This window comes from Streptomyces sp. NPDC107765 (assembly GCF_055657085.1).
Window position 1 is genome coordinate 13,928 of the sequence record NZ_JBVKBL010000006.1, and the last position, 25,895, is coordinate 39,822.

General features: G+C 71.5%; 23 protein-coding genes and 1 pseudogene. 11 read left to right on the forward strand and 13 right to left on the reverse strand.

What is annotated here, in order from left to right:
• Nucleotides 1-4: 4 nt before the first annotated feature.
• From eccCb to ACZ7MX_RS16385, 5 genes are all read right to left on the reverse strand, one after another.
• Nucleotides 5-4,354 carry a type VII secretion protein EccCb gene (gene eccCb, locus ACZ7MX_RS16365; RefSeq protein ID WP_472132582.1) on the reverse strand — a complete coding sequence of 1,450 codons (4,350 nt, stop codon included), beginning with the start codon at nt 4,352-4,354 and terminating at the stop codon, nt 5-7.
• A 51-nt stretch (nt 4,355-4,405) separates the two neighbouring features.
• Nucleotides 4,406-4,861, reverse strand: coding sequence for a hypothetical protein (locus ACZ7MX_RS16370; RefSeq protein WP_472132584.1), 456 nt, complete (start codon nt 4,859-4,861; stop codon nt 4,406-4,408).
• 165 nt (nt 4,862-5,026) lie between these two features.
• Nucleotides 5,027-5,566 (reverse strand): SMI1/KNR4 family protein, encoded by a 540-nt coding sequence (locus ACZ7MX_RS16375; protein WP_472132586.1) that lies wholly within the window; start codon nt 5,564-5,566, stop codon nt 5,027-5,029.
• 92 nt (nt 5,567-5,658) lie between these two features.
• Complete coding sequence (locus ACZ7MX_RS16380) at nt 5,659-6,354, reverse strand: LPXTG cell wall anchor domain-containing protein (RefSeq protein WP_472132588.1); 696 nt, start codon at nt 6,352-6,354, stop codon at nt 5,659-5,661.
• A 230-nt stretch (nt 6,355-6,584) separates the two neighbouring features.
• Nucleotides 6,585-7,556, reverse strand: coding sequence for a helix-turn-helix transcriptional regulator (locus ACZ7MX_RS16385; RefSeq protein WP_472132590.1), 972 nt, complete (start codon nt 7,554-7,556; stop codon nt 6,585-6,587).
• Between the two features lie 117 nt (nt 7,557-7,673).
• Between ACZ7MX_RS16385 and ACZ7MX_RS16390 the strand changes: the two genes are divergently transcribed.
• Together ACZ7MX_RS16390 and ACZ7MX_RS16395 are read left to right on the forward strand one after the other, a co-directional pair.
• Nucleotides 7,674-8,081 (forward strand): DUF3224 domain-containing protein, encoded by a 408-nt coding sequence (locus ACZ7MX_RS16390; protein WP_472132591.1) that lies wholly within the window; start codon nt 7,674-7,676, stop codon nt 8,079-8,081.
• 203 nt (nt 8,082-8,284) lie between these two features.
• Complete coding sequence (locus tag ACZ7MX_RS16395) at nt 8,285-9,238, forward strand: SMP-30/gluconolactonase/LRE family protein (RefSeq protein ID WP_472132593.1); 954 nt, start codon at nt 8,285-8,287, stop codon at nt 9,236-9,238.
• A gap of 88 nt (nt 9,239-9,326) precedes the next feature.
• Here ACZ7MX_RS16395 and ACZ7MX_RS16400 read toward each other — a convergent pair.
• Together ACZ7MX_RS16400 and ACZ7MX_RS16405 are read right to left on the reverse strand one after the other, a co-directional pair.
• Nucleotides 9,327-9,892, reverse strand: a pseudogene (locus tag ACZ7MX_RS16400) (HoxN/HupN/NixA family nickel/cobalt transporter); the annotation flags it as partial.
• A 161-nt stretch (nt 9,893-10,053) separates the two neighbouring features.
• A complete protein-coding gene (locus ACZ7MX_RS16405; protein WP_472132595.1) occupies nt 10,054-10,449 on the reverse strand; it encodes a DUF5997 family protein in 396 nt (131 codons plus the stop codon).
• Nucleotides 10,450-10,508: 59 nt separating this feature from the next.
• Between ACZ7MX_RS16405 and ACZ7MX_RS16410 the strand changes: the two genes are divergently transcribed.
• Both ACZ7MX_RS16410 and ACZ7MX_RS16415 read left to right on the forward strand, forming a co-directional pair.
• Nucleotides 10,509-11,318 (forward strand): LysR family transcriptional regulator substrate-binding protein, encoded by an 810-nt coding sequence (locus tag ACZ7MX_RS16410; protein WP_472132596.1) that lies wholly within the window; start codon nt 10,509-10,511, stop codon nt 11,316-11,318.
• A 196-nt stretch (nt 11,319-11,514) separates the two neighbouring features.
• The gene (locus ACZ7MX_RS16415; RefSeq protein WP_472132598.1) at nt 11,515-13,086 is read left to right on the forward strand and encodes an esterase/lipase family protein; all 1,572 of its coding nucleotides are present in this window, start codon (nt 11,515-11,517) and stop codon (nt 13,084-13,086) included.
• On the opposite strand, the gene ACZ7MX_RS16420 is transcribed toward ACZ7MX_RS16415, so the two are convergent.
• Complete coding sequence (locus tag ACZ7MX_RS16420) at nt 13,079-13,642, reverse strand: glycoside hydrolase family 25 protein (RefSeq protein WP_472132600.1); 564 nt, start codon at nt 13,640-13,642, stop codon at nt 13,079-13,081. The two genes, ACZ7MX_RS16415 and ACZ7MX_RS16420, sit on opposite strands and share 8 nt — an antisense overlap.
• 100 nt (nt 13,643-13,742) lie before the next feature.
• Complete coding sequence (locus ACZ7MX_RS16425; RefSeq protein ID WP_472132602.1) at nt 13,743-14,558, reverse strand: DUF6424 family protein; 816 nt, start codon at nt 14,556-14,558, stop codon at nt 13,743-13,745.
• Between the two features lie 531 nt (nt 14,559-15,089).
• On the opposite strand from ACZ7MX_RS16425, the gene ggt reads away from it, so the two are divergent.
• On the forward strand, nt 15,090-16,946 hold the full coding sequence (ggt, locus tag ACZ7MX_RS16430; RefSeq protein ID WP_472133252.1) for a gamma-glutamyltransferase: 1,857 nt from the start codon (nt 15,090-15,092) through the stop codon (nt 16,944-16,946).
• Between the two features lie 153 nt (nt 16,947-17,099).
• Nucleotides 17,100-17,663 (forward strand): Type-2Aa cytolytic delta-endotoxin, encoded by a 564-nt coding sequence (locus tag ACZ7MX_RS16435; RefSeq protein ID WP_472132604.1) that lies wholly within the window; start codon nt 17,100-17,102, stop codon nt 17,661-17,663.
• Nucleotides 17,664-17,791: 128 nt separating this feature from the next.
• On the opposite strand, the gene cynS is transcribed toward ACZ7MX_RS16435, so the two are convergent.
• Both cynS and ACZ7MX_RS16445 read right to left on the reverse strand, forming a co-directional pair.
• The gene (gene cynS / locus ACZ7MX_RS16440) at nt 17,792-18,262 is read right to left on the reverse strand and encodes a cyanase (protein ID WP_472132606.1); all 471 of its coding nucleotides are present in this window, start codon (nt 18,260-18,262) and stop codon (nt 17,792-17,794) included.
• 112 nt (nt 18,263-18,374) lie between these two features.
• Nucleotides 18,375-18,977, reverse strand: coding sequence for a carbonic anhydrase (locus tag ACZ7MX_RS16445; protein ID WP_472133254.1), 603 nt, complete (start codon nt 18,975-18,977; stop codon nt 18,375-18,377).
• Nucleotides 18,978-19,337: 360 nt separating this feature from the next.
• Here ACZ7MX_RS16445 and cynR point away from each other — a divergent pair, with 360 nt between their 5' ends.
• The 4 genes from cynR (at nt 19,338) to ACZ7MX_RS16465 (ending at nt 23,505) form a co-directional block, all read left to right on the forward strand.
• Complete coding sequence (cynR, locus tag ACZ7MX_RS16450; RefSeq protein ID WP_472132608.1) at nt 19,338-20,270, forward strand: transcriptional regulator CynR; 933 nt, start codon at nt 19,338-19,340, stop codon at nt 20,268-20,270.
• An 80-nt stretch (nt 20,271-20,350) separates the two neighbouring features.
• A complete protein-coding gene (locus tag ACZ7MX_RS16455) occupies nt 20,351-21,112 on the forward strand; it encodes a MerR family transcriptional regulator (protein ID WP_472132610.1) in 762 nt (253 codons plus the stop codon).
• A 234-nt stretch (nt 21,113-21,346) separates the two neighbouring features.
• Entirely contained in the window at nt 21,347-21,721 is a 375-nt protein-coding gene (locus tag ACZ7MX_RS16460) for a hypothetical protein (protein ID WP_472132612.1), read from the forward strand.
• A gap of 164 nt (nt 21,722-21,885) precedes the next feature.
• Complete coding sequence (locus tag ACZ7MX_RS16465) at nt 21,886-23,505, forward strand: amidase (RefSeq protein WP_472132614.1); 1,620 nt, start codon at nt 21,886-21,888, stop codon at nt 23,503-23,505.
• Here ACZ7MX_RS16465 and ACZ7MX_RS16470 read toward each other — a convergent pair.
• Entirely contained in the window at nt 23,466-23,954 is a 489-nt protein-coding gene (locus ACZ7MX_RS16470; protein WP_472132616.1) for a hypothetical protein, read from the reverse strand. The genes ACZ7MX_RS16465 and ACZ7MX_RS16470 overlap by 40 nt on opposite strands.
• 143 nt (nt 23,955-24,097) lie before the next feature.
• On the opposite strand from ACZ7MX_RS16470, the gene ACZ7MX_RS16475 reads away from it, so the two are divergent.
• Nucleotides 24,098-24,463 (forward strand): MerR family transcriptional regulator, encoded by a 366-nt coding sequence (locus tag ACZ7MX_RS16475; RefSeq protein WP_472132618.1) that lies wholly within the window; start codon nt 24,098-24,100, stop codon nt 24,461-24,463.
• 676 nt (nt 24,464-25,139) lie between these two features.
• Here ACZ7MX_RS16475 and ACZ7MX_RS16480 read toward each other — a convergent pair.
• Nucleotides 25,140-25,880, reverse strand: a complete 741-nt coding sequence (locus ACZ7MX_RS16480) for a hypothetical protein (RefSeq protein WP_472132620.1) — start codon at nt 25,878-25,880, stop codon at nt 25,140-25,142.
• Nucleotides 25,881-25,895: the final 15 nt, after the last annotated feature.

Sequence of the window (25,895 nt, forward strand, 5' to 3'; positions counted from 1 at the left end):
TGCGTCACGCGGGCGGGGACCAGGCCGTCTGGACCAGCCGTGCCTCCCGCTTGCGATTGACGAACAGGGCGCGGCCGGGCGGGAGCCGGCGCGCACGGTGGTTGCCGATCAGGTGCCCCTCACCGGGGTCACCCGACAACAGCAGCCCCTGTGCGCCCAGTTCGAGCGTGCGCTGCATCACGGGCTCGAACGACGCCCGGCCGGCGCCCGAGGAACTGCGCGCCAGTATCAGCCGCAGCCCCAGATCGCGCGCGAACGGCAGGTACTCCAGCAAGGGCTGCAGCGGATTGCCGCTGCTGGTCGCCACCAGGTCGTAGTCGTCGACGAGCACGAAGGCGTCCGGCAGGTCGTACCAGCTGCGCCGGCGCAACTGCTCGGGGGTGACGTCCGGCCCGGGCATCCGCCGGCTCAGCGAACCGGCGAGCCCGGCGATCACCTCCTTCAACTGAGGTGCCATACCGCAGTAGTGGGAGACGTGACCGTCGGGAATGTCGCCCAGGAGCGACCGGCGGTAGTCGGCGACGACCAGCAGCGCCCGCTCCGGCGGGTGGCGCTCGGCGATCTGCCGGGCCAGCAGCCGCAGCAGCGACGACTTGCCGGACTCGCTCTCGCCGTAGACGACCAGCAGCGGATCGGTCTCGAAATCGAGGCGCACGGGGGCCAGCGCGGCCTCGTCGAGGGCGAACGGGATGCCGGTGGCGGGCCCGTCGCCCGGCTGCGGCAACGCCTCGACCGCGAGCAGGGCCGGCAGCATCCGGACCGGTGGCGCGGCCGGCCCGTTCCAGTGCGTGCGCACCGCGCTCACCAGGTCCGACAGGGCCTCCCCGAGCGTGTCGGGGTCGGGGCGGCCGTCCAGCCGCGGCAGCGCGGCGAGGAAGTGGTCCCGGTCGGGCGACAGGCCGCGGCCGGGCCGCCCGATCGGCACGTTCTCGGCCTGCCGGCGGTCGACCTCCGACTCCATGGGATCGCCCAGGCGCAGTTCCACCCGGTTGAGCAGCAGATCGCGCAGCGCGGGCCGGATCTCGGTGTACCGGTTGGCGCCGAGCAGGAGGTGGACGCCCAGCCCGAGGCCGCGGCCGGCGATGTCGAGGACGGCGGACTCCAGCTCCTCGTGGTCGGACCGGAACGACGACCAGCCGTCGAGCACCAGGAAGACGTCGCCGCACGCCTCGTCGGGGAAGTGCCCGGCGGCCCGGCGCTTCCGGTAGGTGGCCATGGTGTCGAGGGAGTGCGAGCGGAAGAACTCCTCGCGGCGGTCGAGGAGACCGGCGACCTCGGAGATCGTCCGGCGCACCTTGTCGGCGTCCAGCCGGGAGGCGACCGTACCGACGTGCGGCAGGTCCTCGACGTCGAGCAACCCGCCGCCACCGAAGTCGACGCAGTAGAACTGCACTTCACGCGGTGTGTGGGTGAGGGCGAACGCGGCGATCACCGAGCGCAGCGCGGTCGACTTGCCCGACCGGGGGCCGCCGACGAACAGCCCGTGGCCGGCCGCGCCGGAGAAGTCCAGGTACCGCACGTCGCGCCGCTGCTCGTACGGCTTGTCCACCACCCCTGCGGGCACCACGAGCGTGCCGGGGGCGAACACCTCCGCGTGCAGGCCCCGTGCGGGTGTCACCGCGAGCGGCGGCAGCAGCTGGTCGACCGTCGGCGACTCGTCCAGCGGCGGCAGCCACACCTGGTGCGCCGCCGGGCCCCGGCCTGCCATCCGCTGCACCAGCACGTCCAGGACGGTGTCGGCCAGTGCGTCGGCGGGCTCGGCGCTCCGGCCGGGAGCCCGGTGGACGCCGGAGACGTACGCGGCCTTGAAACGGGCCATGGCGTCGCCGTCGTGGCGCAGGATGCCGGACCCCGGGGCGCTCGGCAGGTGGTAGGCGTCCGGTACGCCGATCGCCGCCCGGGACTCCGCGGCGGAGAACGTCCGCAACCCGATCCGGTACGACAGATGGGTGTCCAGGCCCCGCAGCCTGCCCTCCTCCAGCCGCTGCGAGGCGAGCAGCATATGGACGCCCAGGGAGCGGCCGATCCGGCCGATCTGGATGAACATCTCGATGAAGTCGGGCTTGGCCGTGAGCAGTTCGCTGAACTCGTCGACCACCAGGACCAGGGAGGGCAGCGGCAGCAGATCCGCGCCGGCGGCCCGGGCGTTCTCGTAGTCGGTGATGTTGGCGTAGTTGCCCGCGGAGCGCAGCAGCTCCTGGCGGCGCTGGAGTTCGCCGGTGATCGCATCCCGCATCCGGTCGATCAGGGCCGTGTCGTCGGCGAGGTTGGTGATCACCGCCGCCACGTGCGGCAGCATCGACACGCCGGCGAAGGTCGCGCCGCCCTTGAAGTCCGCCAGGATGAAGTTGAGGTTCTCCGAGGAGTGCGTGACGGCCAGCGCCAGCACCAGGGTGCGCAGCAGCTCGGACTTGCCCGAACCGGTCGAGCCGACGCACAGCCCGTGCGGGCCCATCCCGCCCTGCGCGGCCTCCTTGAGATCGAGCACGGCCGGCTGCCCGTCCGGTCCGATGCCGATCGGCACCCGCAACCGCTCCTGCGCGGTGCGCGGCCGCCATGCCTGGACGGTGTCGAACGTCCCGGGGTCCTCGATCCCCATCAGGTGCGTGAAATCGAGCTGGTCCGTGACCCGGGAAACGGGCGGCGCGATGTCGTCGGCCGCCGACCGTGACCAGCCGCCGCGGGCCTGCCGGCCCAGCGCGGCGGCCGCCGTCGCCAGATCGTCCACCGTGGTGAGGCCGTCCGTCCGGGGCAGGGCGATGTGCACGTACCGCTTCTCGGTCCGGTCGGTGCACAGGGCCACACCGGGGGTCGCCGGGGTCAGCCGCGCGGCCGGTTCCGGGTGGACGAGGGACTCGTCGGGGGAGCTGAGCGCCAGCTCGAAGCGGGTCAGCATCACGTCGAGCAGCGACTTGGGCAGCGCCGACCAGTGCGGCGTGGTCACCGCGAGGTGCACGCCGTGCCGCAGGCTCGTCGCCCCGATGCCCCGCAGCGCCACCGCGAGGTCCTGGAAGTTGTCGGCGAACTCCGACCAGCCGTCGACCAGGAGGAACAGATCGCCCACCGGCTGGTCGGCGAGTTCGCCGCGGGCCCGCGCACCGCGGTACGCCTCGATGGAGTCGATCGACGGCAGCTGGCCGAACTGGTTCTCCCGCTGGGTGTTGAGCCAGACGGCGTGCGCCACCATGCGGTGCACCTCGTCGGGGTTCTGCCGGTGGGCGACGCCGCGGACGTGCGGCAGATGTGTCAGCCGGCGCAGTCCGCCGCCACCGAAGTCGAGGCAGTGGAACTCGACCTCGTGCGGGGTGTGCGTCAGGGCCAGCGAGGTCACCAGGGTCTGCAGCAGCAGCGTCTTGCCGCTGCGCGGACCGCCGGCCACCGCCACATGCCCGGCTCCTCCGGACAGATCCACGCAGTGGGTGCGGACCCGGCGGCCCTCCGTGCGGTGCGACCGGCCGACCGGGGTGATCAGGCGGCCGCTGTCCCGCCAGTCCACCGCCGACAGCCCGCGCTCCTCGGTCACCACCAGCGGCGGCAGCAGCTGGTCCAGCGTCGTCAGAGGAGACGGGCCCTCGGTCTCCGTGAGGCTCGGGAACGGCCGGTGCGCGTGCGCGGCCGCCTTCGACAGCCGCAGCCGGCTGCCGCCCTGGATATCGCTGCCGAAGAACGTCGGCTTCTGCTCATGGGTACGGGCGACCACCTCGGCCACGTACTGGTACAGCTCCTGCGCCGTGACCCAGCCGTCCTCGTCGAGATCGGCCCGGCCCGTGGTGAGGCCGTTGATCACCGCGCGGGTGAAGACCGAACTCCACTCGGCCGCGCCGGCCCCCGGGGTCTCGTCCTCCAGGGCCTCCTGGACGGAGTTGGCGGCGGTGATCACATAGCTGCCGCGGTCGACGAACTGTCGGGGGATGTCCTCGGCGTCCGCACCGCCCTTCGACGCACCGAACGCACCGGAGAAGCAGCAGTCCAGCAGGGCGATCTTCTGCTTGGCCCGGCTGTACTCCATCGACTCCTTGATGAACTCCGCCGAGACCGAGCTGGCCCGGACCATCTCACGACTGGACTTGACGGTCGCGAAGTGCAGCCGCCCCCGGCCGTCCTTCAGCCCGTGGCAGGACAGGTAGACCAGCGCGAGGTCGACCCCGCGGGCCTGGAAGAGCCGCTCGACGGCCTCCTCGATGACGGCCTTCGACTCGTCCACCAGCACCTGGACGGAGTCGAACTGCCCGACGTCGGGGTCTTCGAGGAGCGCGGCCAGCTTCCGGGCGTCATGCACCGGCGACCGTAGCTGGGGGAGCGAGTCGTCGAGATAGCGCTCGGTGGCGATGAGCAGGGCACGCCGTTCACCCACCCGGTCCTCCCGCGCTCACCGCCGCCCGCCCGACGGCATGGTGACGACCCATCAGGCGCCCTCCGCCGACCCCTCCAGGGCCGCCGGGGCCGCCGGTTCCGACAGCGGTGCAGCACCCGCGCCCGACCCGTCGTCGGCGGCCAGCGCCTGGATCCAGGCCTCCACCACCGCCTCCTGCGTCTTCTTCGACACCCCTTCGATCTCCAGCCGCCGCTCCCCGCTGACCAGCACGGCCTTACGGGCGCCGCTGCGCTTGATCCAGTCCCGCACCACGAGCGTCAGGGACCGCAGTGCGGCGACCGAGAACCCGCCGCTGACCACCAGCGTCGTGAGTGACGACAACACCCCGCTCTTGCCGCCCACCGTGCCGGGCTCCTGCCCGCGCACCACCTCGGACAGATCCAGCGCCAGCAACTCCTCCAGGAGCCCTCGCGTCAGTTCGTCGAGTTCCTGCGCATCGGCGTCCTCGTCGTGCACGACGACGGTGACGTCCCCCGTGATCGTCATGAGCCACCCTTCCCGTTGCTGCGGATTCTAGAGGCAGCAGCAGCGCCGTGTGAGACGACTGAGGGACCCAACTCGGTTGCAGGTCAGGAAGGTTGGCGGGGTGCTGGGACGGATCGGGGACGCGGTGCCCGCGGCGGGCCGTCCGCGGAGGGATCCCCGGGGCACTCAGCGGCAGAGGGCGTCGATGTCCTCGCAGAAGGTGGGGAACTCCGCCTCGGCCTCCTCGATGATCTGCTCGGCCGTCCGGCGCGGGGTGGTCGCATACCGCTCGGCGAGGGCGGTCAGGGCCGGGTCCGGATGCGCGTCGTGGTCGAACACCACGGCCTCCACCGGCCCCAAGCCATCGGCCAGCACCCACAGGAACCCGGACAGGTCCCCGGCCACCACACCGCACTCGCCCTCCGAGCCCAGGAACACCACGGGCTGTTCGGCGAGCGGACGCCCCGGACGGGCGCACCATATGGCGGCCCGGCCACCCGTGCCGTCCATGCCGAAGAACCGGAAGGCGTCGCCGTCGAGTTCGTGGTTGCCGGTCCAGTGACGCAGCCAGTCGGTGGTCTCCTCGGCCGACTCGAATGCGTCGAACGGCTCGAAGTCGACGCCCTCGCCGTCGTCGCCGATGTCGAACTCGGCCTTGGCCACTGCGGCGAGCGCGGGCGGGAAACGGCGGTCGTCGCCGGGGATCTCCTGCACGATCACGTTCATGGTCACAAGCTAACCGCTGCCACTGACAACGCGGGCCGGGCTCCTGGTCGTGCCCGCACGGGCGCGACCAGGAGCCCGGAGCACCGGCCGGATCAGTGCTGCTGTGCCTTGCGGCGGCGGAACACCAGGTAGCCGCCGCCCGCGACGAACAGGGCCGCAGCGGCCGACAGCGGACCGACGGGCGCGCCGTTACCGGTCTCGGCCAGGTCGCCGCTCTGCGCGGAGCGGGACGGCGACGGCGACGGCGCGGCGGACGCGGCCGCCGAGGACGTCGGGGCGGTGCCCGCGGGGGCGGTGGAGGTCGGCGAGGCGCTCGGCCTGTCCGCCGGCCCGCCCGCCGTGGCGGACGGCGACGGCTTGCCGGCGCCGGGCCCGCCGGCGTCCTTGCAGTCGGTCCAGAAGACCTTGTGCTTGGCCCGGCCGTGCTCGCCGGCGAAGTTCCAGAACAGCTTGTAGTGGCCGTCGGGCAGGGACAGGTCCTGCGTCCGGCCGTGTCCCTCGCCGTCCAGCGTCAGGGAACCGGACGTGACCGTCTCCCCCTTGGTGTGGGCGGTCGGGGCCCAGGCCTCGATGTGCCATTCGACCTGCTGGGAACCGTCGAAGCCGAAGGAGTCGAGGTAGAAGGTGCAGACGTGCGGTTCGTTCTTGCGGAGCTCGACGCCGGTCTTGGCGTCGTGGATCTTCACGGTGCCGTTGTCGCCGGGGGGCGCGGCGTAAGCGGAAGGGGCGGTCAGCAGGGCCGCGGCCACGGCGGCCGTGAGCGAGCCTGCGGAAACAAGCGGGCGCATGGGCATTCCAACGGTGAAAGGGGAACGTTGCCGTGGGGGGCGGCTCAGCTTCCTGGGGACCTCATGAACCCGTCAAGGCGTCTCACGTCACTTATGTCATCCGGTGTCTTGCACATCCCCATTGGTCCTGCATAACGATTGGGTATGCGCCCGCCGGACGCCCGTCGGTCGCGTGCCGGACGCCCGCCGGGACGCGTGCCGGGCCCACCGGACACCCGGTGCGCAGCGGCTCAGGACACCGTGGCGTAGCGCTCCGCCAGTACGGCCACGGTCCGGGCCATCGCCTGCCGCAGCGCGGCCGGGCCCAGCACCTCCGCCTCCGTGCCCAGCCGGAGGAGATCGCTCACCGCGACGGCCTCCCCCTCGACCACCATCTCCACCTCGACCCAGCCGTCCCCGTCCGGCGGCCCGGCGCCTTCCAGGGCCCGGGTGCCGAGCGCGCCGAACTGCATGGGCAGCAGCCGCTGTGCCCGGGGGGAGATCCGCAGCCGGGCCGTGCCCTGGTGGAGCGCGGCCTCCAGCCGCCGGGAGGACTCCTCCCAATAGGCGGCCAGATCGAACCCGGCCGGCCGCTCGAAGCCCTCGTCGGTGAGATCCACCGCCAGGAGCCGCGACACCCGGTAGGTCCGCACCGTCCCGTCCGCCCGCGCCACCAGGTACCAGAGCCCGCCCTTGAGGACGATGCCGAGCGGGTGCAGTTCCCGGTGCACCTCCCCGCCCCAACGCCGGTAGTGCGCACGGAGCATGCGCTGTTCCCACACCGCCTGGGCGACCGGCGCCAGATGCGGTACCGGATCGGCGTCCCGGAACCACGCCGGTGCGTCCAGGTGGAACCGGTCCTGAATGCGCCGGGTGCTGTCCGCCGCATCCGCCGGGAGCGCGGCCTGCAACTTCAGCTGCGCGGTCGCCAGCACCGCCCCGAGGCCCAGATCGCGCGCCGGCCCCGGGATTCCGGCGAGGAACAGCGCGCCCGCCTCGGCATCGGTGAGCCCGGTCAGCCGGGTCCGGTACCCGTCCATCAGGCGGTACCCGCCGGCGGGCCCGCGGTCGACGCACACCGGCACGCCCGACGTGATCAGCGCCTCGACGTCCCGGTAGACCGTACGGACCGACACCTCCAGTTCCGCGGCGAGTTCGGGAGCGGTCATCCGCCCGCGATTCTGGAGCAGCAACAGCAGGGAGAGGAGCCGGTCGGCGCGCATGGGGCCATTGTTCCGTGGTCCTCCGCCGTACCTGACAGAAGGTGTCAGGTACGGGTCCGATGCTGGTCACGCACCGCAGGCACGAACCCGTGCCCGCGGCCGACCGAGAGGACCACCATGCCCACGCAGACCACCGGCCACTTCACCTTCGCCAACTGGGAGGAGCGCACGGTCGGCCGGAGCGAGACCAGCCCGAAGCTCGCCCACGCCTCCGTCACCAACGCCTTCTCCGGCGGCATCGAGGCCGCCGAGACCGACTGCGAGTACACCATCGTCTACGTCACGGAGAAGACCGGCACCTTCACCGGCATGCAGGTCCTGGCCGGCCGGCTCGACGGACGCGAGGGCACCTTCGTGGTCGAGGAGCGGGGCTCGTTCGAGCCGGACGGGACGGTGCACTGCACCTTCGAGGTCGTACCGGGCGCGGCCACCGGGGAACTGACCGGACTGAGCGGAACCGGCAGCTACACCGCCAAGCCGGGCGCCCCCTCCGTCGCGTACACCTTCCGCTACGACCTGGGCTGACCACGGGCTGCCGGGCGAGGGCCGACCCGCCGCACCGCTGATTACCGGACATCACCACGTGCCGGAAACGCCCTCCCCAACTCCCCGCCCAACAAGGAGACTTGACGCACGAACCACGAATCACGAACCACGAACCACGAAGAGCGACCAGCGGCAAACGATGAGCGGCGAGCGGGCCAGCGGGCGAGCGGGAGGCAGCGAGGATGGGGCGTCGTGGGAGCGCGGCGGTTGCGGTGACGGCGCTGTTGTCCGGGCTGCTGCTCGGCGGTGCGCAACCGCCGGCGGCGGCATCCGGGCGGCACGCACCGGGGGCCACCTCCGCCCAGCCGTGCGGCGTGCGGACGCAGGTCGAGGTCTTCCGGCCGGGCGGCGTACCGCTCCTGGACTGGCGGGAGAACCTGGCCTTCGACGGGCACGGCACCCTCTGGGTCTCCCATGTCACCCGGCACCGGGTCGAGGGCTACGCCCCGGACGGCACGCTCAAGGTCACCCTCCCGGTCAACGGTCCCGGCGGCATCCGGCGCGGCCCGGACGGCCTCATGTACGTCAACTACGGCGTGAATCCGCTGACCGCGGGTTTGGGCAGCGGCATCCTGCGCTTCGACCCGGCCGCCGCCCGCCCCAGGACCGAGCAGGTCGTGGACGGGCTGTCCGGTATCAACGGGCTGGCCATCGATGCCGCAGGCAACCTCTACGTCAGCCGCGAACTGGCCACCGGCGTCCTCAAGTTCCGCCCGGACGGGACCGCGGACGAGCGGTGGACGCGGGCCGCCTCCGTCTTCGGCACCAACGGCCTGGAGATCGTCGGCGACCAGTTGTACGCGAGCGTCCTCACCAGCACCGCGTCGCCGATCGTCCGCATTCCCTTGAAGGACCCGGCCCGCCACACCACGGTCACCGAGTTGAGCCCCCACCCCTGGGACGCCAAGCTCCTCGACGACCTCACGTCGTTCCGGGGTGAGCTGGTCGTCGCGTCGTTCCGTGCCGGGGAACTCCTCCGGGTGGACCCGGTCACCGGCCGGTCCTGCGTCCTGGTGAGCGGCCTGCGGATGCCCACCAGTGTCCGTGTGCCCCTCGGCTTCGGCACGCACGATCCGCGCCACGAGCTGTTCGTCGTCGAGGCATCCGGCCGCATCGTCACGGTGCGGGTCGCCTGACGCGCCGTCGCCGGTGGCCGCCCGCGGGGCGCAGGTCCGCCGTCCATTTCTCCTCGATGCGGCCGAACTTCCACACGGCGAGGGCGACGGCCCAGAACAGCACGGGCAGGCAGAGGACGGCGTACCAGGGCAGCCCGGAGGCGGCGCCGGAGCCGGCCAGGACGAGCAGGGCGATCTCGGTGCCGGTGTCGAAGCCGAGGCCGAAGAGCAGGCCGAGCGGGTACATGTGCCACGGCTCGGTGATCGACTTCATGGCCCGGCCCAGGAAGCGGTTCATGAACCCGCGGTGGTTCAGCTGCGCCTCCAGCGCCGCCTCGTCGAACCGGCCGGCCCGCATCTGCCGGAGGACCTGCCGGATGCCGGCCAGGACGACGAGGTTGAGGGCGGCGATGACGTAGAGGAAGACGCCGGAGACGGTGCTGCCGATCAGCTGGAGTGCCCCAGGGAGAACCAGAAGCCGACCGACAGGGGGCGGCGGCCTTCGCCCATCAGCTTGCGTGTGGTGTTGTCGATGGCGGTGATGTGGTCGGCGTCGAAGGCGTGCCGCATGCCGAGGGTGTAGGCGGTGACGCCGATGCCGACCCCGAAGGTCTTGGTGCCCACGCTGTAGTGCGCGGGCGCCACGACTCCTTGCTCATGCCTATTAGCTGCAATGCAAGTGCAATAAGGGCCAGGGTCTGGGTGGAGGCCCGGCCGGGCAGGAAAAACCGCACCCGGACCGCCATGGACGCCCTGCTGGGTGTCGTGCGGACCGGGTGCGGACAGGGTGGGTGGGGCGACCCTCGAAAGGGCGGGTCAGGCCCCCTGGGCAAGCCTCAGGCCTGCTTCTTCTTCTCCTCCTGGAGGCGCTTCTCCTTGACGCGCTGCGCTTCCTTGCGGACGTCGGCCTGGGTGGCGCGCTCCCGCTCCAGCCACTCGGGACGCTCCTCCTTCAGCGCGTCGATCTGCTCCGTGGTGAGCGCCTCGGTGACCCCGCCACGGGCGAGACCCGAAATCGAGATGCCAAGCTTCGCCGCGACCACCGGCCGGGGGTGCGGGCCGTTGCGCCGCAGCTCCCGCAGCCACTCGGGCGGATCGGTCTGCAAGGCGTTCAGCTCGGCGCGCGAGACGACGCCCTCCTGGAACTCGGCGGGGGTGGCCTCGAGGTACACACCCAGCTTCTTCGCCGCGGTGGCGGGCTTCATCGTCTGGGTGGTTTGGTGCGACGTCATGCAGCCAAGGATATCGAGCGTATGCGCTACCGCCGACCACGACCGGTTACCCTGGCGGCGTGACAGGCTCGGAAGCATCCCCTTCGTTCCGGCTCGCCTACGTCCCGGGAGTGACCCCCACGAAGTGGGTGCGGATCTGGAACGAGCGGCTGCCCGACATCCCCCTCACCCTCGTGCAGGTGCCCGCCGCCGACGCCTTCGAGGTGCTGCGGAGCGGCGAGGCCGATGCGGGTTTCGTGCGTCTGCCGGTCGACCGGACGGACCTGGCCGCGATCCCGTTGTACACCGAGACGACGGTGGTCGTGATTCCCAAGGACCACCTCGTGGCGGCGGTCGACGAGGTCAGCGCCGAGGACCTGGCCGACGAGATCCTGCTGCACCCCCTCGACGACACCCTCGACTGGGAGCGTCCGCCGGGACTGCCCGCGTTCGAGCGGCCCGCCACCACGGCGGACGCCATCGAGCTGGTGGCGGCAGGGGTGGGCCTCCTCGTCGTTCCACAGTCCCTCGCCCGCCTGCACCACCGCAAGGACCTCACCTACCGGCCGGTATCGGACACCCCCGCGTCGCGGGTCGCGCTGTCCTGGCCGCAGGACGCCACGACCGACATGGTCGAGGACTTCATCGGGATCGTCCGCGGACGCACGGTCAACAGCTCCCGCGGCCGGCGCCCGGCCGCCGCCCCCGAACAGTCGCCGAAGGCCAAGCGGGCCGAATCGGGCGGCGCCCGGCGCAAGCCCGCCGCCGGTGCGTCGGCCGGCAAGGCGGGCGGCAAGCCGGCCGGGGCCGGGCGCCGGGGCACCGGAGGCCCGCAGGGCGGCAAGAGCGGCAGGAGCGCCAGAAGCGGCAAACCGCGCCGTCGCTCCTAGCGAGCCCCGCCCGTCCCCCGTACGTGGCCGCTGGGCCCCCGTACGACCCGGCCGGCCCCGCCGGGCTGGCGCGCGCCGCGGTCCGCCCGGAAGCTGGCGTGGTCAGCGGTTCACCGCGCGCCGGCCGCAGCAGGAGGACCTGTGCCTCCGCGGACCTGCGCCTCGGTAGGAAAGTGCCCCGGGAAGGTGTTCTCCCATGGCGGAGCGATCGCCCCTCATCTATCTGCGTGGGTACGCCGGCCCGCCCAGCGGGGTGGACAAGCAGGTCGACGACCCGTTCTACGGGCTCAACAGCGGCGCCACCCACATCCGCGTGGACGGCGACGGTGCGCCGCGCTTCTACCAGTTCGAGGGGCCGCTGCTGCGGCTGATGATCGACGAGGACTACGAGCTCCTGGTGCGCGGCGATCAGCATGCGTATCTCGAAGCACAGGACGACGGTACGGTCCCGGCCGAGTCCGTCTGGGTGTTCCGGTTCTACGACTACGCCGCCTCCACCTTCGGCACGTCCGTGACGGCGTCCCCGGAGGAATTCGATCTGGAGAAGGCGGCGGAGCGGCTGTACGACTTCGTGCAACTCGTCCGCCGGAAGACCGGCGCCGCCAAGGTCCATCTGGTGGCCCATTCCATGGGTGGCCTGGTGGCCCGCTGCATGATCCAGAAGGTGTCCCATACCGCGGATCCGAGTGCGGGCACACCGCGCGTTCCCGGTGCCGACCTGGTGGACACATTCTTCACCTACGGCACGCCGCACGGGGGCATTTCCTTCGACGTCGGCGGAGGACTGGTCGACTGGGCGATGGAGACGTTCGGGCCGGCCGGGTCGGCAATGTTCGCCCCGGACCGGATGTACACCTATCTCACGCCCGGGGCGTCCGACGGCGAGGAGCCGCCCGCCGGCTGGCAGCCGCAGGACATCCCGGAATCCGCCTTCGACGTGCGGCGGGTGTTCTGCCTCGTCGGTACCAATGCCGCCGATTACGGACTGGTGGAGAAGGCGGTCGGCCCGCGCAGCGACGGTCTGGTGCACATCGACAACGCCTATGTGCACCAGGCATACCGGGCGTACGTCCACCGCTCCCACTCGGGACGCTACGGACTGGTCAACTCCGAAGAGGGGTACCAGAATCTGCGCCGTTTCCTCTTCGGGACGTACCGGGTCCGGGCCGATCTGTGCCGGCTCGCCCTGCGCCGCCGCCCCGGTGACGCAGAGACGGTCTGGCAGGCGGAGGCGCGGCTGTCGGTGCGCGGCCTGCCGGTGGTGCTGCACGAGCAGAGCGCGGCGCATAACTGCCCGATTCAACTGGATCAGGAAGTCGCCCAGCACGCCGATGCGGACGGCCAGGTGGCCCCGGTCCCGCTGGCCACCGCATTCCTCCTCGACCCGGAGCGCGCCCGGGCGCGCAGCCAGGAACAGTCACCGAACCGCGCGCGCTACACGTTGGCGCTGCGGGTGTTCCACCTCGTCGAACGGAACGGCCGGTTCTTCTGGGAGGACCACCTGGAGCAGGTGGCCGACTGGGAGGACACGCTCATCGTGGACGTGGGCCACCCCGATCAGGCACCGGACAACGGGCTGCACGTCTGGGCCGGGTGGAATTCGGAGGTCGCCGGTGCGGTCGATCGGGTCGATCCGATCAAGCGGGATCCGTGTTCCCTGACCGCCGAGGACGGAGAATTGCACGCCGACATCCCGTTGCCCGGACCGGCCCTTCCTCTTCTCGGCTCCGAGTCCTGTCTCCGCCTCACCGTCAGCCGCGTCAGGTGAGTTCCACGAGGGACGAGGACCACTGCTTGAGCGCGGCCTTGTCCTTGAAGTTCCCCACGTTCGTGTCGATCGGGCGATCGGTGAATTGGTGGAAGACCCACGGGTGCCGGATGTCGGGGTTACCGGGTTGGCCGTTGTACTGGGCGATCCACAGGCCGTCACCGGCGAACCCGGACTCGTCACGGTGCAGCCAGAAATCCCGGTTGCAGTAGAGGATCACCTTGTGGCCGGCGGCGCGCTGCCGGGCCTCCTTGAGCCAGCTGTCCTTCCAGGCACTTGAGAGGCGCGGATCCTCCCAGTCGAGGACGAGGATGTCCCCCGCCACCAGGTTGATTTTGGAGAGGAAGAAATCGACCTGGTCCGAGACGGAGCCGGGACGGCCGAAATGGTAGAACCCGGTCACCAGCCCGGCGTCGCGGGCGGTCTTCCGCTGGCCGACCCAGTTCTTGTTGGTGAATCCGGTCCCTTCGGTGATTTTGATGAACACGAAGTCGGAGCCGGCGGTCCGGTACTTCTGCGGCTGGAATGCCGAGACATCGATTCCTTTGATGGTCATGATCGTTCCCTGTGAGGGTCCATGGCGAGGGGCGCATGGTGAGGGGCATGGGGGCGTGCGGGGGCGGTCGGGGCGCGGCCGGGTGACGGTTGCGGGACCGTCAGCCCACCTGCCGGCGGAACGCCTGCCGCGCCAGGGCGTCGTCGGGGGGAAGGACCGCGCCCTTCCACTCCTCGGCCCGCGCTTCGGGCTCCGCGCCAGCGGCCGAACGGGGCGCGGCGGCCGCGGGCGGAGTGACGAGGCACTCCGCGTAGGACGAGCTGGGATGGGCCGCGAGGACCCGCACCCGGCCGTCGCCGGAGCCGCGCGGCGCGACCGGCACGACCGCCACCGAGAAACCCTTCTCATCGGTGACGAACAGCTCGAAGTCGTCATGGCGGAAGTGGTCGATGTCCACGATCGGCTTCGGGTAATGGTGATATCCGGCCGCTTTCGGGAGCACCCCGGAATGGGTACCGGCGGGCAGCGGCACGGAGGCGTTGAATATCGAGTCCGTCCACTCGGCCACCTGGGCGGCATTCTTTATGGCGGTGGTCAGGAGCCGTTCGCCGTCGTCATAGCCGAAGCTCGCATAACCGGGCAGGGTGTCCGGGAACGCGCCGACCACCCGGGCCGCGCACTGGCGCACCCGGTCCACCTTCGCGGGGTCCGCGCAGAATTGCGCCGACCACTCGATGCCGAGCGGGAGGAACAGGCAGATCCAGCCGTCGTTGTCCTTGACCCAGACTCCGCCGCCGTGGTGGTCCTGGTACGGGCCGGGGGCGAACGTCCAGTCGTCCGTCGTGTCGACGAGTTCACGCATCAGCTTGCGGCTGGCTATGTACTGGGCACTATCGGTGCGGGGCGGGTGGTCGGCGACGGATATCGTCCAGGGGAAGTCTTCGTGTTCCGGGTGTGACCGTGCCGGGCTGTTCATGACGATCTCCTTGTCGAAAACCCGATACCTGGGGCTTCAACAACACCCGGAAGCACCTCAGTCCCGCTCCGTGGACCGGCTCAGCTCACTTCGACGAGGCGAAAGTTGAAGCCGCGAGCGCCTCGAACTCCTCGATCCGGCGATGCTTCTGAAATTCCCTGCTCTACGGGCGATGCTACCCCTGGCCCGGTGCCGGTGCGCGGGGTAGCGGTCCCGCGCAGAGCCGGTACGGCCGGTATGCGGCGAGGAGTGCCTCTGCGGTCGTCGGGTGGGATTCGACCGGATGCCGGAGGTGCTGCACTGCCTTGGGTGACGTAGTCCCGTAGTGGCCGGTGCGGTCGGTGCCGTTGATGCACGTGGCGTAGTTGGTGTGGTTACCGGGCGGGAACCTCAGAAGAAGCGCAATTATTGCCCGCAGGCGTTGCTGCGCTGATCAACCGCTGTCAGGGTTTCGGAAATCTCAACCCTCGTCGAGAGATCCCCGGAGGCGTCTTGCCTGTCCGTCGTCGTGTCGTGGTCGCCGCCGCATCCGTGGTCGCGGTCACCGTTCCCCTCGTCTTCTCCCTCAGCGCAGGTGCCCAGCCGGGCGCCGGGTCCGCGCCCCGTGCCGCGTTGGCCGGGTCGGAAACCGGACTCAAGCCGCCTGCCAAGGAGTCCGTCGCCACCGGCAGCGGCGGCGCCGTCTCCAGCGTCAACCCCTACGCGTCCCGGGCCGGCCTCGAAGTGCTGCGGCACGGCGGCAATGCCGCCGACGCCGCGGTCGCCACGGCCGCGGCCCTGGGCGTCGTCGAGCCGTACTCGGCGGGCATCGGGGGCGGCGGCTACTTCACGTACTACAACGCCCGTACCGGCAAGGTCAGCACCATCGACGGCCGGGAGACCGCGCCGGCCCGGATGACGTCGGACGCCTTCGTCGATCCTTCGACGGGCAAGCCGATTCCGTTCCCCGAAGCCGTCAACTCCGGCCTGTCCGTGGGAGTTCCGGGGACGCCGGCGACCTGGCGGAAGGCGCTGCGCGACTGGGGAACGCTCTCCCCGGCCAAGGCCCTGCGGCCCGCGACGCGGATCGCCGAGGACGGTTTCGTCGTCAACGAGGAGTTCCGCGCCCAGACCGAGATGAACGAGGAGCGCTTCCGGAACATCTCCTCCACCGCGAAGCTCTTCCTGCCGCACGGCAAACTCCCGGTCGTCGGTTCCCGCTTCCGCAACCCGGACCTCGCCCGTACGTACCGGCAACTCGCCCGCGAGGGCATGGACGCGCTCTACAAGGGCGCGATCGGCCGCGATGTCGTCCGGACCGTCCAGCACCCGCCGGTGGCCCCGGGAGCCGGTGCGAAGGTCCGCCCCGGTCTGATGGCGGCCGGTGACCTCGCGAAGTACACCGCACTGCGCCGCGAGCCGACCCACACCACCTACCGCGGCCTCGACGTCTACTCCATGGCGCCCTCGTCGTCCGGCGGCACCACCGTCGGGGAGGCCCTCAACATCCTGGGCAACTTCCACCTCTCCGCGGCCGACCGGGTCCAGGCGCTCCACCACTACCTCGAAGCCAGCCGCATCGCGTTCGCCGACCGCAACCGGTGGGTGGGCGACCCGGCCTTCTCCGACGTGCCCACCAAGGAACTGATGGCGAAGAAGTTCGCCAAGGAACGGGCCTGCCTGATCAAGCCGACCAGCACCCTGACCAGCCCGGTGGCGCCCGCTGACCCGCGGCATCCGGGCAACGGCTGCACCACGGGATCCGGCAACCACGAGCCGTACGAAGGCCCGTCGACCACGCACCTGGTGACCTCCGACCGCTGGGGCAACGTGGTGTCGTACACCCTCACCATCGAGCAGACCGGCGGCTCCGCGATCACCGTCCCCGGACGCGGCTTCCTGCTCAACAACGAACTGACCGACTTCGACTTCACGCCGCTCGCCAAGGACGTGCCCGACCCCAACCTGCCCGGACCCGGCAAGCGGCCGCGCAGCAGCATGTCCCCGGTGATCGTCCTGAAGGACGGCAAGCCGCGCTACGCCGTCGGCTCGCCCGGGGGCGCCACGATCATCACGACCGTGCTGCAGACCCTGGTCAACCGCATCGACCTGGGGATGACCCTGCCCGAAGCGGTCGCCGCACCGCGGATCTCGCAGCGCAACCGCCCGGACACCGAGGCGGAGCCGGCGTTCCTCAAGTCCCCCGAGCGCGCGGCCCTGGAGCGGCTCGGCCAGCACTTCGTCGAGGCCCCGAAGACGTTCACCCCGTCACCGGAGATCGGTGCGGTCGCCGCCCTGGAGTTCCTCCGCGACGGCCGGACCCAGGCGGTCGCCGAACCGAAGCGCCGGGGCGGCGGGTCCGCGATGGTGCTCCACAAGACGGATGGTGCGGCGGGAGCCGCCCACTAGGACCGGACGGTCCCTCTCGTTCCCTCGGGCCCGCGGCGTTCGTCAGCCGCGGGCCCGAATGCCGTGCGCTTCCGGCCAGGGTCGGCCCGTCGTCCCGGTTGGCATACTTGCCCGTCGGCGCGACGTGTTGATTCCCGCAGATGAGGAGCAGTCATGGCCGACCAGCCCACCGCCGAGAAGACCACCTTCCGGACGGTCTTCGAAGTGGGCCCCGACGCCCTGGCGCAGACACAGCGCATCGCCGACACCTTCCAGCGCGCGCTCGCCGGCAAGGCGACCGAGGGCCACGACTTCGGCGCGATCAGCCGCGCGGCGGGGACGCTCCCCGACAGCGCGACGGTCAAGATCATCCCCGGCTGGGGACTCCAGGAGACCGCGCCGGTCGGGGTCATGGTGCTCTCCCTCAGGGAGACCGTTCGCCAGGGGCTGGGGCGGTCCTTCGGTAACCCGGCCTTCTGGGAAAAGGCCGAGGCGGCGCTCGCCGATGCGTTCGCCGGCGGGGAGGTTGCCGACGGCGCCAGCTACTCCCGCAACCTGCTGTTTGCGCTCCAGGACGAGGAGACCGAGGGCTTTGTGCATGTCGTTGCCCTCTGCGCCGACGTGACGCTCGCTCTGGATGCCGCGCAGGGCCGCCCGCTGGCCCTCGACGACACGGCGAGTTTCACCATCCGGCTGAACGCCCTCGGGGTGCGCCAGGCACTCCGGCCCCTCGGCTGACCCGGTCGGCCGCCCGACCCCCACGGGGGCCGGGGCGTGGCACACGCGCCACGCCCCGGTTCCTCGGGAGTCCGGCCACGATCCCGTCACGAACCGGTCGGTGCGCGACGGGAGGTGCCATGGGCCGATCAGAAGGGCTTGGTGGGCAGGTACTTGCCGTCGAGGGTGATGACGGCACGCTCGCCACCTTCGGGGTCGGCGACCTTCTGCACCTCCAGCTTGAAGTTGATCGCGGAGATGATGCCGTTGCCGAACTGCTCGTGGATCAGGGCCTTGAGGGTGGTGCCGTAGACCTGGAGCATCTCGTAGAAGCGGTAGATCGTCGGGTCGGTGGGGATGCCGCCCTCGATCGAGCCGCGGGTCGGCACGGTCTGCAGCAGCCGTACGGCGTCCTCGTCCAGCCCCAGCAGGTCGGCGACGGCCCGCGCGGACTCCGCGGGCAGGGCGTGCTGGCCGAGGACGGCGGCGGTGACGAAGGCGACCGACAAACCGGCGGCGTCCGCGAGCCGCTGCCAGGACAGATCACGACGGGTCTTGGCCTCGACGGCGGCGAGGGCGAGCTGCTGACGGGCGGTGGGATCGAGCTGAGCGTGCACCATGAGAGGGCTTTTCCTTTCGGGAGGGGGCCGTTCACCGGGGGGCGGACGGCGGGTGAGGGACCGGCGGGGGGAGGGACCGGCGAGGGAGGGGACCGCTGAGGGGTGAGGTGGTTCAGGCGGGGTGGGGCGCCGGCCGGGTCCCGGGGGGTGTGCCGTCGCCGAGGTGGTCGACCGCCCCGGTGGCGATGTCGAAGACCCAGCCGTGCAGCCGGACCGTGTCACCGGCCAGGGCGCGGGCCACGGAGGGGTGGGTGGCGAGGTTCGTCAGCTGCGCCGCGACGTTCGCCCGTACCAGCGCGGCCACCCGGTCCTGGCCGACGGGGCCCGCGGCGGCCGCGGCGCGGGCCCGCGCGGCATCGGCATGCCGTAGCCAGTCGGCGACCGCCGGTGCGCCCCGCAGATCGTGGCCTTCGACAAGGGCGGTCATGGCCCCGCAGCCGGAGTGCCCGCAGACGACGATGTCCGCCACGCCCAGCACGGCGACCGCGTACTCGATGCTTGCCGCGATCCCGTCGGTGCCCGGCGCGTAGGCCGGGACCAGGTTGCCGGCCGTGCGGATCACGAACAGCTCGCCGGGTTCCGTCTGCGTGACCAGCTCGGGCACGACGCGGGCATCGGAGCAGCCGATGAACAGCGTGCCCGGCCGATGACTGGTGGCCAGCCGGGCGAAGAGACCGGCCTTGGCGGGGAGCACGTCCCGCTGGAAGCGCGCGATGCCCTCGGCGAGATGACGCGGGTGGGCACCGAGGTGGTCCGCGGGGTGCGTACGGCCCGACCGCCCTGGCTGACCGGACGGGTGCGCGGCGTCGGAAGGTCGCACTCGCTGTCTCCCTTCTCTCAGGATCGTCCATCTGGCGACGGCGTCTTCCGGTGACGGCGTCTTTTTGGCAACGGCGTCTTTCTGTGGCCGTCGGTCCGCCGGACGACATTCGCCCGGGGACTGTCGGTCCGGCCCGACGGCATTCCCCGGCTGTCGTCGCTCCGGACCGACGACATTCACCCTCCCCGACCAGCACCTATAGCGTCCAATACCTACTACCGATGACTTCTATCGTTGGCACCTATACTTGCCGCCATGAAGCCGGAACTGCGTCATCTGCGGTACCTGCTCGCCGTGGCCGAGCACGCCAACTTCACCCGCGCCGCCGAAGAGCTGCACATCTCCCAGCCCACGCTCTCCCAGCAGATCAAGCAGCTGGAGAAGGCCCTCGGCGTCCAGTTGCTGGACCGCACCGGCCGCACGGTGCGGCTGACCGATGCCGGCGAGACCTACGTCCACCACGCCCGGCGCGCGCTGCAGGACCTGGCGGCGGGCGAACGGGCCGTCCTGGACGTGCAGGACCTCTCCCGGGGCCACCTACGGCTCGCGGTGACACCCACCTTCACCGCCTATCTCACCGGCCCGCTGGTGGCCGACTTCCACGCCCGGCACCCCGGCATCAGCCTGGAGGTGCGGGAGATGACCCAGGACCGCATCGAGGCCGAACTCCTCGGCGACCGCCTCGACCTCGGCATCGCCTTCGCCGGCCCCCATCTGCCCGGTATCCGGGCCACCGCGCTGTTCACCGAGACCCTCAGCCTCGTCGTCGGGCCCCAGCATCCGGACCTCGGCACCCCCGGCCCCCAACCGGTCAGCACCCTCGACGAACGCCAACTCGCCCTGCTCAGCGGCGATTTCGCCACCCGACGGCACATCGACGCCTACCTCACCCGGCACGGGGCGCGCCCTCGGATCGCGGTGGAGGCGAACTCCCTCCTCGCCCTCACCGAAATCGTCCGGCGCAGCCCGCTCGCCACCGTCCTGCCCGATGCCCTCACCCGCGACCACCCGCACCTGGCGCCCCTCGCGCTCGCCCCGGCACTGCCCGCCCGCACCGTCACGCTGCTGCGCCGCGAGACGACGTACCAGAGCGCGGCCGCCCGTGCCTTCACCCGCCTGACCACCCGGTGGGTACGCGCCCAGGGCTTCCCCGAGGCGTGCGGAAGGGAGGCCACCCGCCCGGCTTGAAACTGCCGCAGCGGCAGCTTCTACCGTTCTGACCAGGGCCGGAAGGACCGGCCCGGTGAACACTCGGGAAGGGGGCGGCGATGGCCTGGCCGACCGCGGAGGTGGCACGGATGTCGGGCGTGACGGCCCGGACGCTACGGCACTACGACGAGATCGGCCTGCTGCCGCCGGCCTGGATCGGCGCCAACGGCTACCGCTACTACGAGGAGCGCCAGTTGCTGCGGCTGCAGCAGATCCTCGTACTGCGGGCGCTGGGCCTGGGGCTGACCGAGATCGGCCGGATCCTGGCCGAGCAGGTCGACGAACTCCAGGCCCTGCGCGGTCATCACCGCCGGCTGCTCGCCGAGCGCGACCGGCTCGACGCCCTGGCCGGCACCGTCGCCCGCACGCTCACCGAACTGGAGCGGTCCAGAAAGGACGGTACCCCCATGGCCGGCATCAACCGGCCGGAGAACCTCTTCGAGGGCGTCCGGCCCGACCAGTACGGAGCGAACCTGCGGGAGTTCCCGGAGCTGGCCGCGGAGGTCGAGCGGTACGCGTCGACCATGACCGAGGCCGAGGTCGAGGCCGGGCACCGGGCGCGTACGGCACAGATGATCCGGCTGGCCGAGCTGATGGCCGCCGGCGAGCCCGTCGACTCCGACGCGGTCCAGGCGCACATCGACGCCCAGTACCGGACCTTGGCCGGGATCCGGGAGGTCTCGCCCGGGGAGCACCGGGCCATCGGACGTGCCTGTGTGGAGAACGAGCAGTGGCGCGCCGCATACGAGGCGATCGCGCCGGGCCTGGCCGCGTACCAGCGTGACGCCATCGAGGTGTACGCCACCACCCGGCAGAACTGAGCCGGAGCGGCTGTCGTGGTGGGCGCGCACACCCGCGGCGGCGGCGCTGACCGGCCCGTCGCGACTACCACAAGTCACCCTTTTCCGCCCCCGATTTCGCCCCAGATCGAAGAGATGGTGCAACCGCGGCATCTGGTGAAAAATCCTGTGGTGACCGCCTTACGACGCCTCGCGCCGCATACCGCCGGGTTGCCGTCCAGCGGTCACGCAGACCAGACCACCAGGGGGAAAACCATGCGAAAGATCACCAAGGCCGCCGCGCTGGCGTTCGCCGTCGGTGCGCTGACCACGGTCGGCGCGACCGGCGCCCACGCCGCCCAGGCCGCGGGCAGCCTGCACGGCTGCCCGTCCGGGGCCGTCTGTGTCTACCCGCAGAACGCCGGGTGGAACGGCGACCGCCCGTCCCTCGCCTTCTACAGCTACGGGCCCCACAACCTCAGCAACCAGGTGGGGCAGCACTACGTCCTGAACAACCAGACCGGCGGCGCGACGGCCCGCACCTGCACCGGCTACAACGGCACGGGCGACTGCCAGGGTTACCTCTGGGCCGGCTACTACATCGACAAGGACCTGACGCCGATCAACTCGATCCTCCTCGTCCGGCCGTAAAGCGGTAACCGCCTTGCGCGTCCGGTGAGTTGCCTGGGCCGGTCCTCCGGCGGAGAGGTCCGGCCCAGGCATCCGCACGGCACGGCGTCGCGGGCGCCCCGGTGCCCTCTTGCGGCGGATCGCCGGAATGTAGTCCGCTGCCCCTCATGGGAAAGCTACCCCTCATGAAGAGCCGGAGCATGGCCACGCTGCTCGCCGCCCTGGGGGCCGGAGCCCTCGTCATCCCAGGGGCGACGCAGCCACGTGCCGAGGCCGCCACCGCCGCACACCGCGTCAACTCCCCACACATGCAGGGCCGTTCGCCCGGCACGCCAGCGCTCGATCACCTCGACACCGTGACCATCCCGGAGTTACAGGCGCGCATGGCGGACGGTTCGCTGACCTCGTCCGCGCTCACCCGGGCCTACCTGCGGCGGATCGCGACCCTCGACCCCGTGATCCACGCGGTGCTGCGTACCGATCCGACGGCCCTGCGTCAGGCGGCCGCCAGTGACGCCAGGCACCGGCACGGCAACCCCCGCGGCCCGCTCGACGGCATTCCCGTCCTGCTCAAGGACAACGTGGACACCCACGACCTGCCGACGACGGCCGGTTCGCTCGCGCTCGCCGGGAGCCCACCGGACCGCGACGCCGCCCTGGTGACCCGGCTGCGGGACGCGGGGGCGGTGATCCTCGGCAAGACCAACCTCTCCGAGTGGGCGAACTTCCGCGCGCAGAAGCCGACCTCAGGATGGTCGGCGGTGGGCGGGCAGACCCACAACCCGTACGTCCTGGACCGGAATCCCTGCGGGTCGTCCGCCGGTTCGGCCGCCGCGCTCGCCGCGTCGTTGTCGCAGGTGGCGATCGGCACCGAAACCGACGGCTCGATCGTCTGCCCCGCCGGGATGAACGGGGTGGTCGGCCACAAACCCACCCTCGGGCTGGTCAGCCGGTCCGGCGTGGTGCCGATCTCCGCCGAACAGGACACCGCCGGGCCCATGGCGCGCAATGTGACCGACGTCGCGCTCACCCTCGCGGCGCTCAGCGGCGACGACAGCGTCCGCCGCGGCACGTCCGGCGGCTCCGTCGGTCCCAGCGGATCCGGCGGCCTGCGCGGAAAGCGGATCGGTCTGTGGCGGTTGCCCTCGCTCGGGCCGAAGGTCGACGCCCTGATGACCCGTACGGCACGGAGACTGCGCACCGCGGGAGCCGAGGTCGTCGAGGTGACACCCCCGTACCAGGACCGGCTCGCCGAGCTCGAATTCCCGGCGCTGTTCAGCGAATTCCACCGGGACATCGACGCCTACCTCGCCACCCGCCACGGGCCGCGGAACCTCGCCCGGCTCATCGAGTTCGACCGCACCCACCCGGCCGAACGGACCTGCTTCGCCGGTCAGGAACTGTTCGAGCGCGCGCTTGCCGCGCCGCCCACCACCGACCCCGCCTACCGGGCACACCGCGCCGAGCTGAGGGACCTGTCCCGGCGTTCCCTCGACGAGACGATCGCCGCCCATCATCTGGACGCCATCGCCGCGCCGACGAATCCGCCCGCCTGGACGACCGATTGCGCGCGCGGAGACAACGACGTGATCCCGTCCTCCACGCCCGCGGCCGTGGCCGGCTACCCGTCCCTGTCGGTGCCCGCCGGGTTCGTCGACGAGCTGCCGGTCGGCCTGCTCCTGATGGCCGGTGGCCACCGGGACGCCGCGCTGCTGTCGTTGGGAGCCGCGGTGGAGCACCGCCTGCACGCCTGGCGAGCGCCGCGCTACCTGCCGTCGGTGGGCCCGGAGAGCTCCTGGGACTGAGCGGGCCGAGAACGCCGCTCGGGCACGGCCAGGGCACGGCGGTCGTGCCACCACGGCACGAGCTGGACCACGCCGAACGCCACCTCGACGACGAAGAACGGCCACAGCACCCGCGGGGCCCCGTGGGCCAGCGCGTACGCCTGCCAGGAGGCGAACAGCGTGCGCGCGGCGGCGTCGAACAGCCCGTGCACCGGCAGTGGCCGGACGACGCGCAGCAGCGCCCAGACGACCACGACCGAACCCATCAGGTTCGCGAACAGGGTCTGCAGGGGCTCGCGGGCCGGCATGGCGCCCAGCCCGAGCGCGCCACCCCACGACGACAGCGCGCCGTGCACCAGCGCATACGTCCACGGGGTCGCGAACCCCGCCGTGACGACGAGGTCGTACCAGGCACTCGCGCGCACCACGCGCAGATAGGACGGGCGGGACGGGGCGACAAGGCGTATCACGGCGCAACTCCTGTTGTTCTCCTGGCCCGGTCCTGGGGCCTGCTCTCATGACGCGATCTCGTGCCGCGGTCTCACGACGGCGACGCCGCACGCTAAAGGGTGGAGTAGGCTCCAAGGTCAAGCCCACGACCTGACGGGGAGTCATGCTCATCGGGGAACTCGCCGCGCAAGCGGGCATGACCAAGGACACCATCCGCTTCTACGAGAGGCTCGGGCTCGTCACCGGCCGTCGGCTGCCCAACGGCTACCGCGACTTCCCGCCCGAGACCGTGCCCTGGCTGCTCTACGTCCGCACCGCGCAGACGCTCGGCTTCTCCCTCGCGGAGATCGCCCGGCTCGGCGAGGAACTGCGCGACGCACCGGACTCCGCGGCGGCACTGTCCGAGCTGTTCGCGGAGAAGATCACCCTCATCGATGCCCGGATGGCCGACCTCGCCGCGCTGCGCGCCGATCTCGACGCCCGTGTCGGCACCGGCTGCCCCCTCCGTGCAGGCCGGCCGGCGGACTGAGGGCCCACGACGGAATTCCATGGTCGACTCCGCGCCGCGGCTCCTGTGATGGCGGGATCCGACCCACTGGCGGCCAACCGCCGCCCTGTCCACGCCGCCTGCCACGCCTGCGAACGCAACGCGCAGGGTGCCTGGTACGCCGACCACGGTGACGACGAACGTGCCCTCGCCCTTTGGGCGCCCGTGCTGAACGGCGAACTCAGCTGTCGCGAGGAACCGCACCGCGTCATCTCCCGGTCCCTGCTGCCCCTGGTGCGCCTCGGACGGTACGACGAGCGCCGCCACCACCATCTGCGCGGCTACCGGATGGCCCGCGGCCACGAGAGCCTGCTGCCGACCATCGGCCGCCCCATCGCATTCTGCGCACTGACCGGCAACGAGGCCCGCGGCCTGGAGATCCTGGCCGAGCACACGGCGCATCTCGGCAGAGACGGGGACCCGCTCGACCGGCTGGACCCGCTCGCCCCGACGACCCTGCTGCTGCGGAGGCTGGTGGCACTGGGCCACGGCGCCCGGCCCGTGCCCGCACCGGGCGGCACCACCTCCACCACCGCCCACCCAACTCGGCCCAGTCGATGGCCAGTTGGCCAGTTGGCCGATTGGCCGGAGGCCGTGCAGCGGCACCGGGCGGATGCCCGGGCCCTGCTCGACCGCGTCGGGTGGGCCGCCGGGCCGCCTACTTCGCCTTCTGCACCTGCGCCACGATCTTCTTGGTCAGATCGAGTCCGGCGGCGCCCTTGTCGTTGGACTGGACGTTGTAGAAGGTGGTGACCACGACGTTGCCGACCCGGGAGGCCACCAGTGTGGTGCCGCCCTCCCACTCGGGGGCGGTGAGGACGGCCTTGAGGGTCTGGTCGCCCGTCTTCGGAACGGTGGCGGTCTTGATCGTCACCGCGGCGGTGGTGCCGTTGGACTTGTCCGTGAAATGTGCACAGTGCCGCAGCACCTGGCCCAGGCGCAGCATGACCGTTTGCGCGTCCTTGCCCCTGAAGCTGTCGACCTCCTGATTGAACTCCTCCTGGGAGGCGTTCGCGAAGTCGCCCTGGGCGAAAGCGGCGCTTTCCAGGCCGGCGGTCTGGATCCAGGCGCTGGCCTCCAGCTTCGGGCAGGCGCCGGCCAGGTCGAGCGGCGCCTTCGCCTTCGACGAGGCGGGCGCGAGGGCGGTCCCCGAGTCGCGGGTGGCGTGCGGGTCGGCCTTGTAGCCCTTGGGCAGCTCGCCGACCGGAAGCAGCGCGGCCTTCAGCCGGGTGCCGTTGAGCAGGCCGGCGTCCGGGCCGCCGGCGGAGTCCGAGGACCCCTTGTGGCCTGCGGACGCGTCGGACGACGGGCGGTCGGAGCCGCCGGACGAACAGGCGGCGAGGGCGAGCGGCAGCACGGCGGTCGCGGCGACCGCCGTCAAGGCACGACGAAGCTTCATGAAGCCTTCTTCTGA

Coding starts and splice junctions, on each gene's coding strand:
- ACZ7MX_RS16460 (WP_472132612.1), top strand. CDS start 21,347: ATGCGAAAGATCACCAAGGCCGCCGCGCTGGCGTTCGCCGTCGGTGCG.
- cynS (WP_472132606.1), bottom strand. CDS start 18,262: ATGGTGCACGCTCAGCTCGATCCCACCGCCCGTCAGCAGCTCGCCCTC.
- ACZ7MX_RS16380 (WP_472132588.1), bottom strand. CDS start 6,354: ATGCGCCCGCTTGTTTCCGCAGGCTCGCTCACGGCCGCCGTGGCCGCG.
- ACZ7MX_RS16370 (WP_472132584.1), bottom strand. CDS start 4,861: ATGACGATCACGGGGGACGTCACCGTCGTCGTGCACGACGAGGACGCC.
- ACZ7MX_RS16480 (WP_472132620.1), bottom strand. CDS start 25,880: ATGAAGCTTCGTCGTGCCTTGACGGCGGTCGCCGCGACCGCCGTGCTG.
- ACZ7MX_RS16415 (WP_472132598.1), top strand. CDS start 11,515: ATGGCGGAGCGATCGCCCCTCATCTATCTGCGTGGGTACGCCGGCCCG.
- ACZ7MX_RS16435 (WP_472132604.1), top strand. CDS start 17,100: ATGGCCGACCAGCCCACCGCCGAGAAGACCACCTTCCGGACGGTCTTC.
- ACZ7MX_RS16390 (WP_472132591.1), top strand. CDS start 7,674: ATGCCCACGCAGACCACCGGCCACTTCACCTTCGCCAACTGGGAGGAG.
- ACZ7MX_RS16405 (WP_472132595.1), bottom strand. CDS start 10,449: ATGACGTCGCACCAAACCACCCAGACGATGAAGCCCGCCACCGCGGCG.
- ACZ7MX_RS16455 (WP_472132610.1), top strand. CDS start 20,351: ATGGCCTGGCCGACCGCGGAGGTGGCACGGATGTCGGGCGTGACGGCC.
- ACZ7MX_RS16425 (WP_472132602.1), bottom strand. CDS start 14,558: ATGAACAGCCCGGCACGGTCACACCCGGAACACGAAGACTTCCCCTGG.
- ACZ7MX_RS16465 (WP_472132614.1), top strand. CDS start 21,886: ATGAAGAGCCGGAGCATGGCCACGCTGCTCGCCGCCCTGGGGGCCGGA.
- ACZ7MX_RS16385 (WP_472132590.1), bottom strand. CDS start 7,556: ATGCGCGCCGACCGGCTCCTCTCCCTGCTGTTGCTGCTCCAGAATCGC.
- ACZ7MX_RS16375 (WP_472132586.1), bottom strand. CDS start 5,566: ATGAACGTGATCGTGCAGGAGATCCCCGGCGACGACCGCCGTTTCCCG.
- ACZ7MX_RS16395 (WP_472132593.1), top strand. CDS start 8,285: ATGGGGCGTCGTGGGAGCGCGGCGGTTGCGGTGACGGCGCTGTTGTCC.
- ACZ7MX_RS16420 (WP_472132600.1), bottom strand. CDS start 13,642: ATGACCATCAAAGGAATCGATGTCTCGGCATTCCAGCCGCAGAAGTAC.
- ACZ7MX_RS16475 (WP_472132618.1), top strand. CDS start 24,098: ATGCTCATCGGGGAACTCGCCGCGCAAGCGGGCATGACCAAGGACACC.
- cynR (WP_472132608.1), top strand. CDS start 19,338: ATGAAGCCGGAACTGCGTCATCTGCGGTACCTGCTCGCCGTGGCCGAG.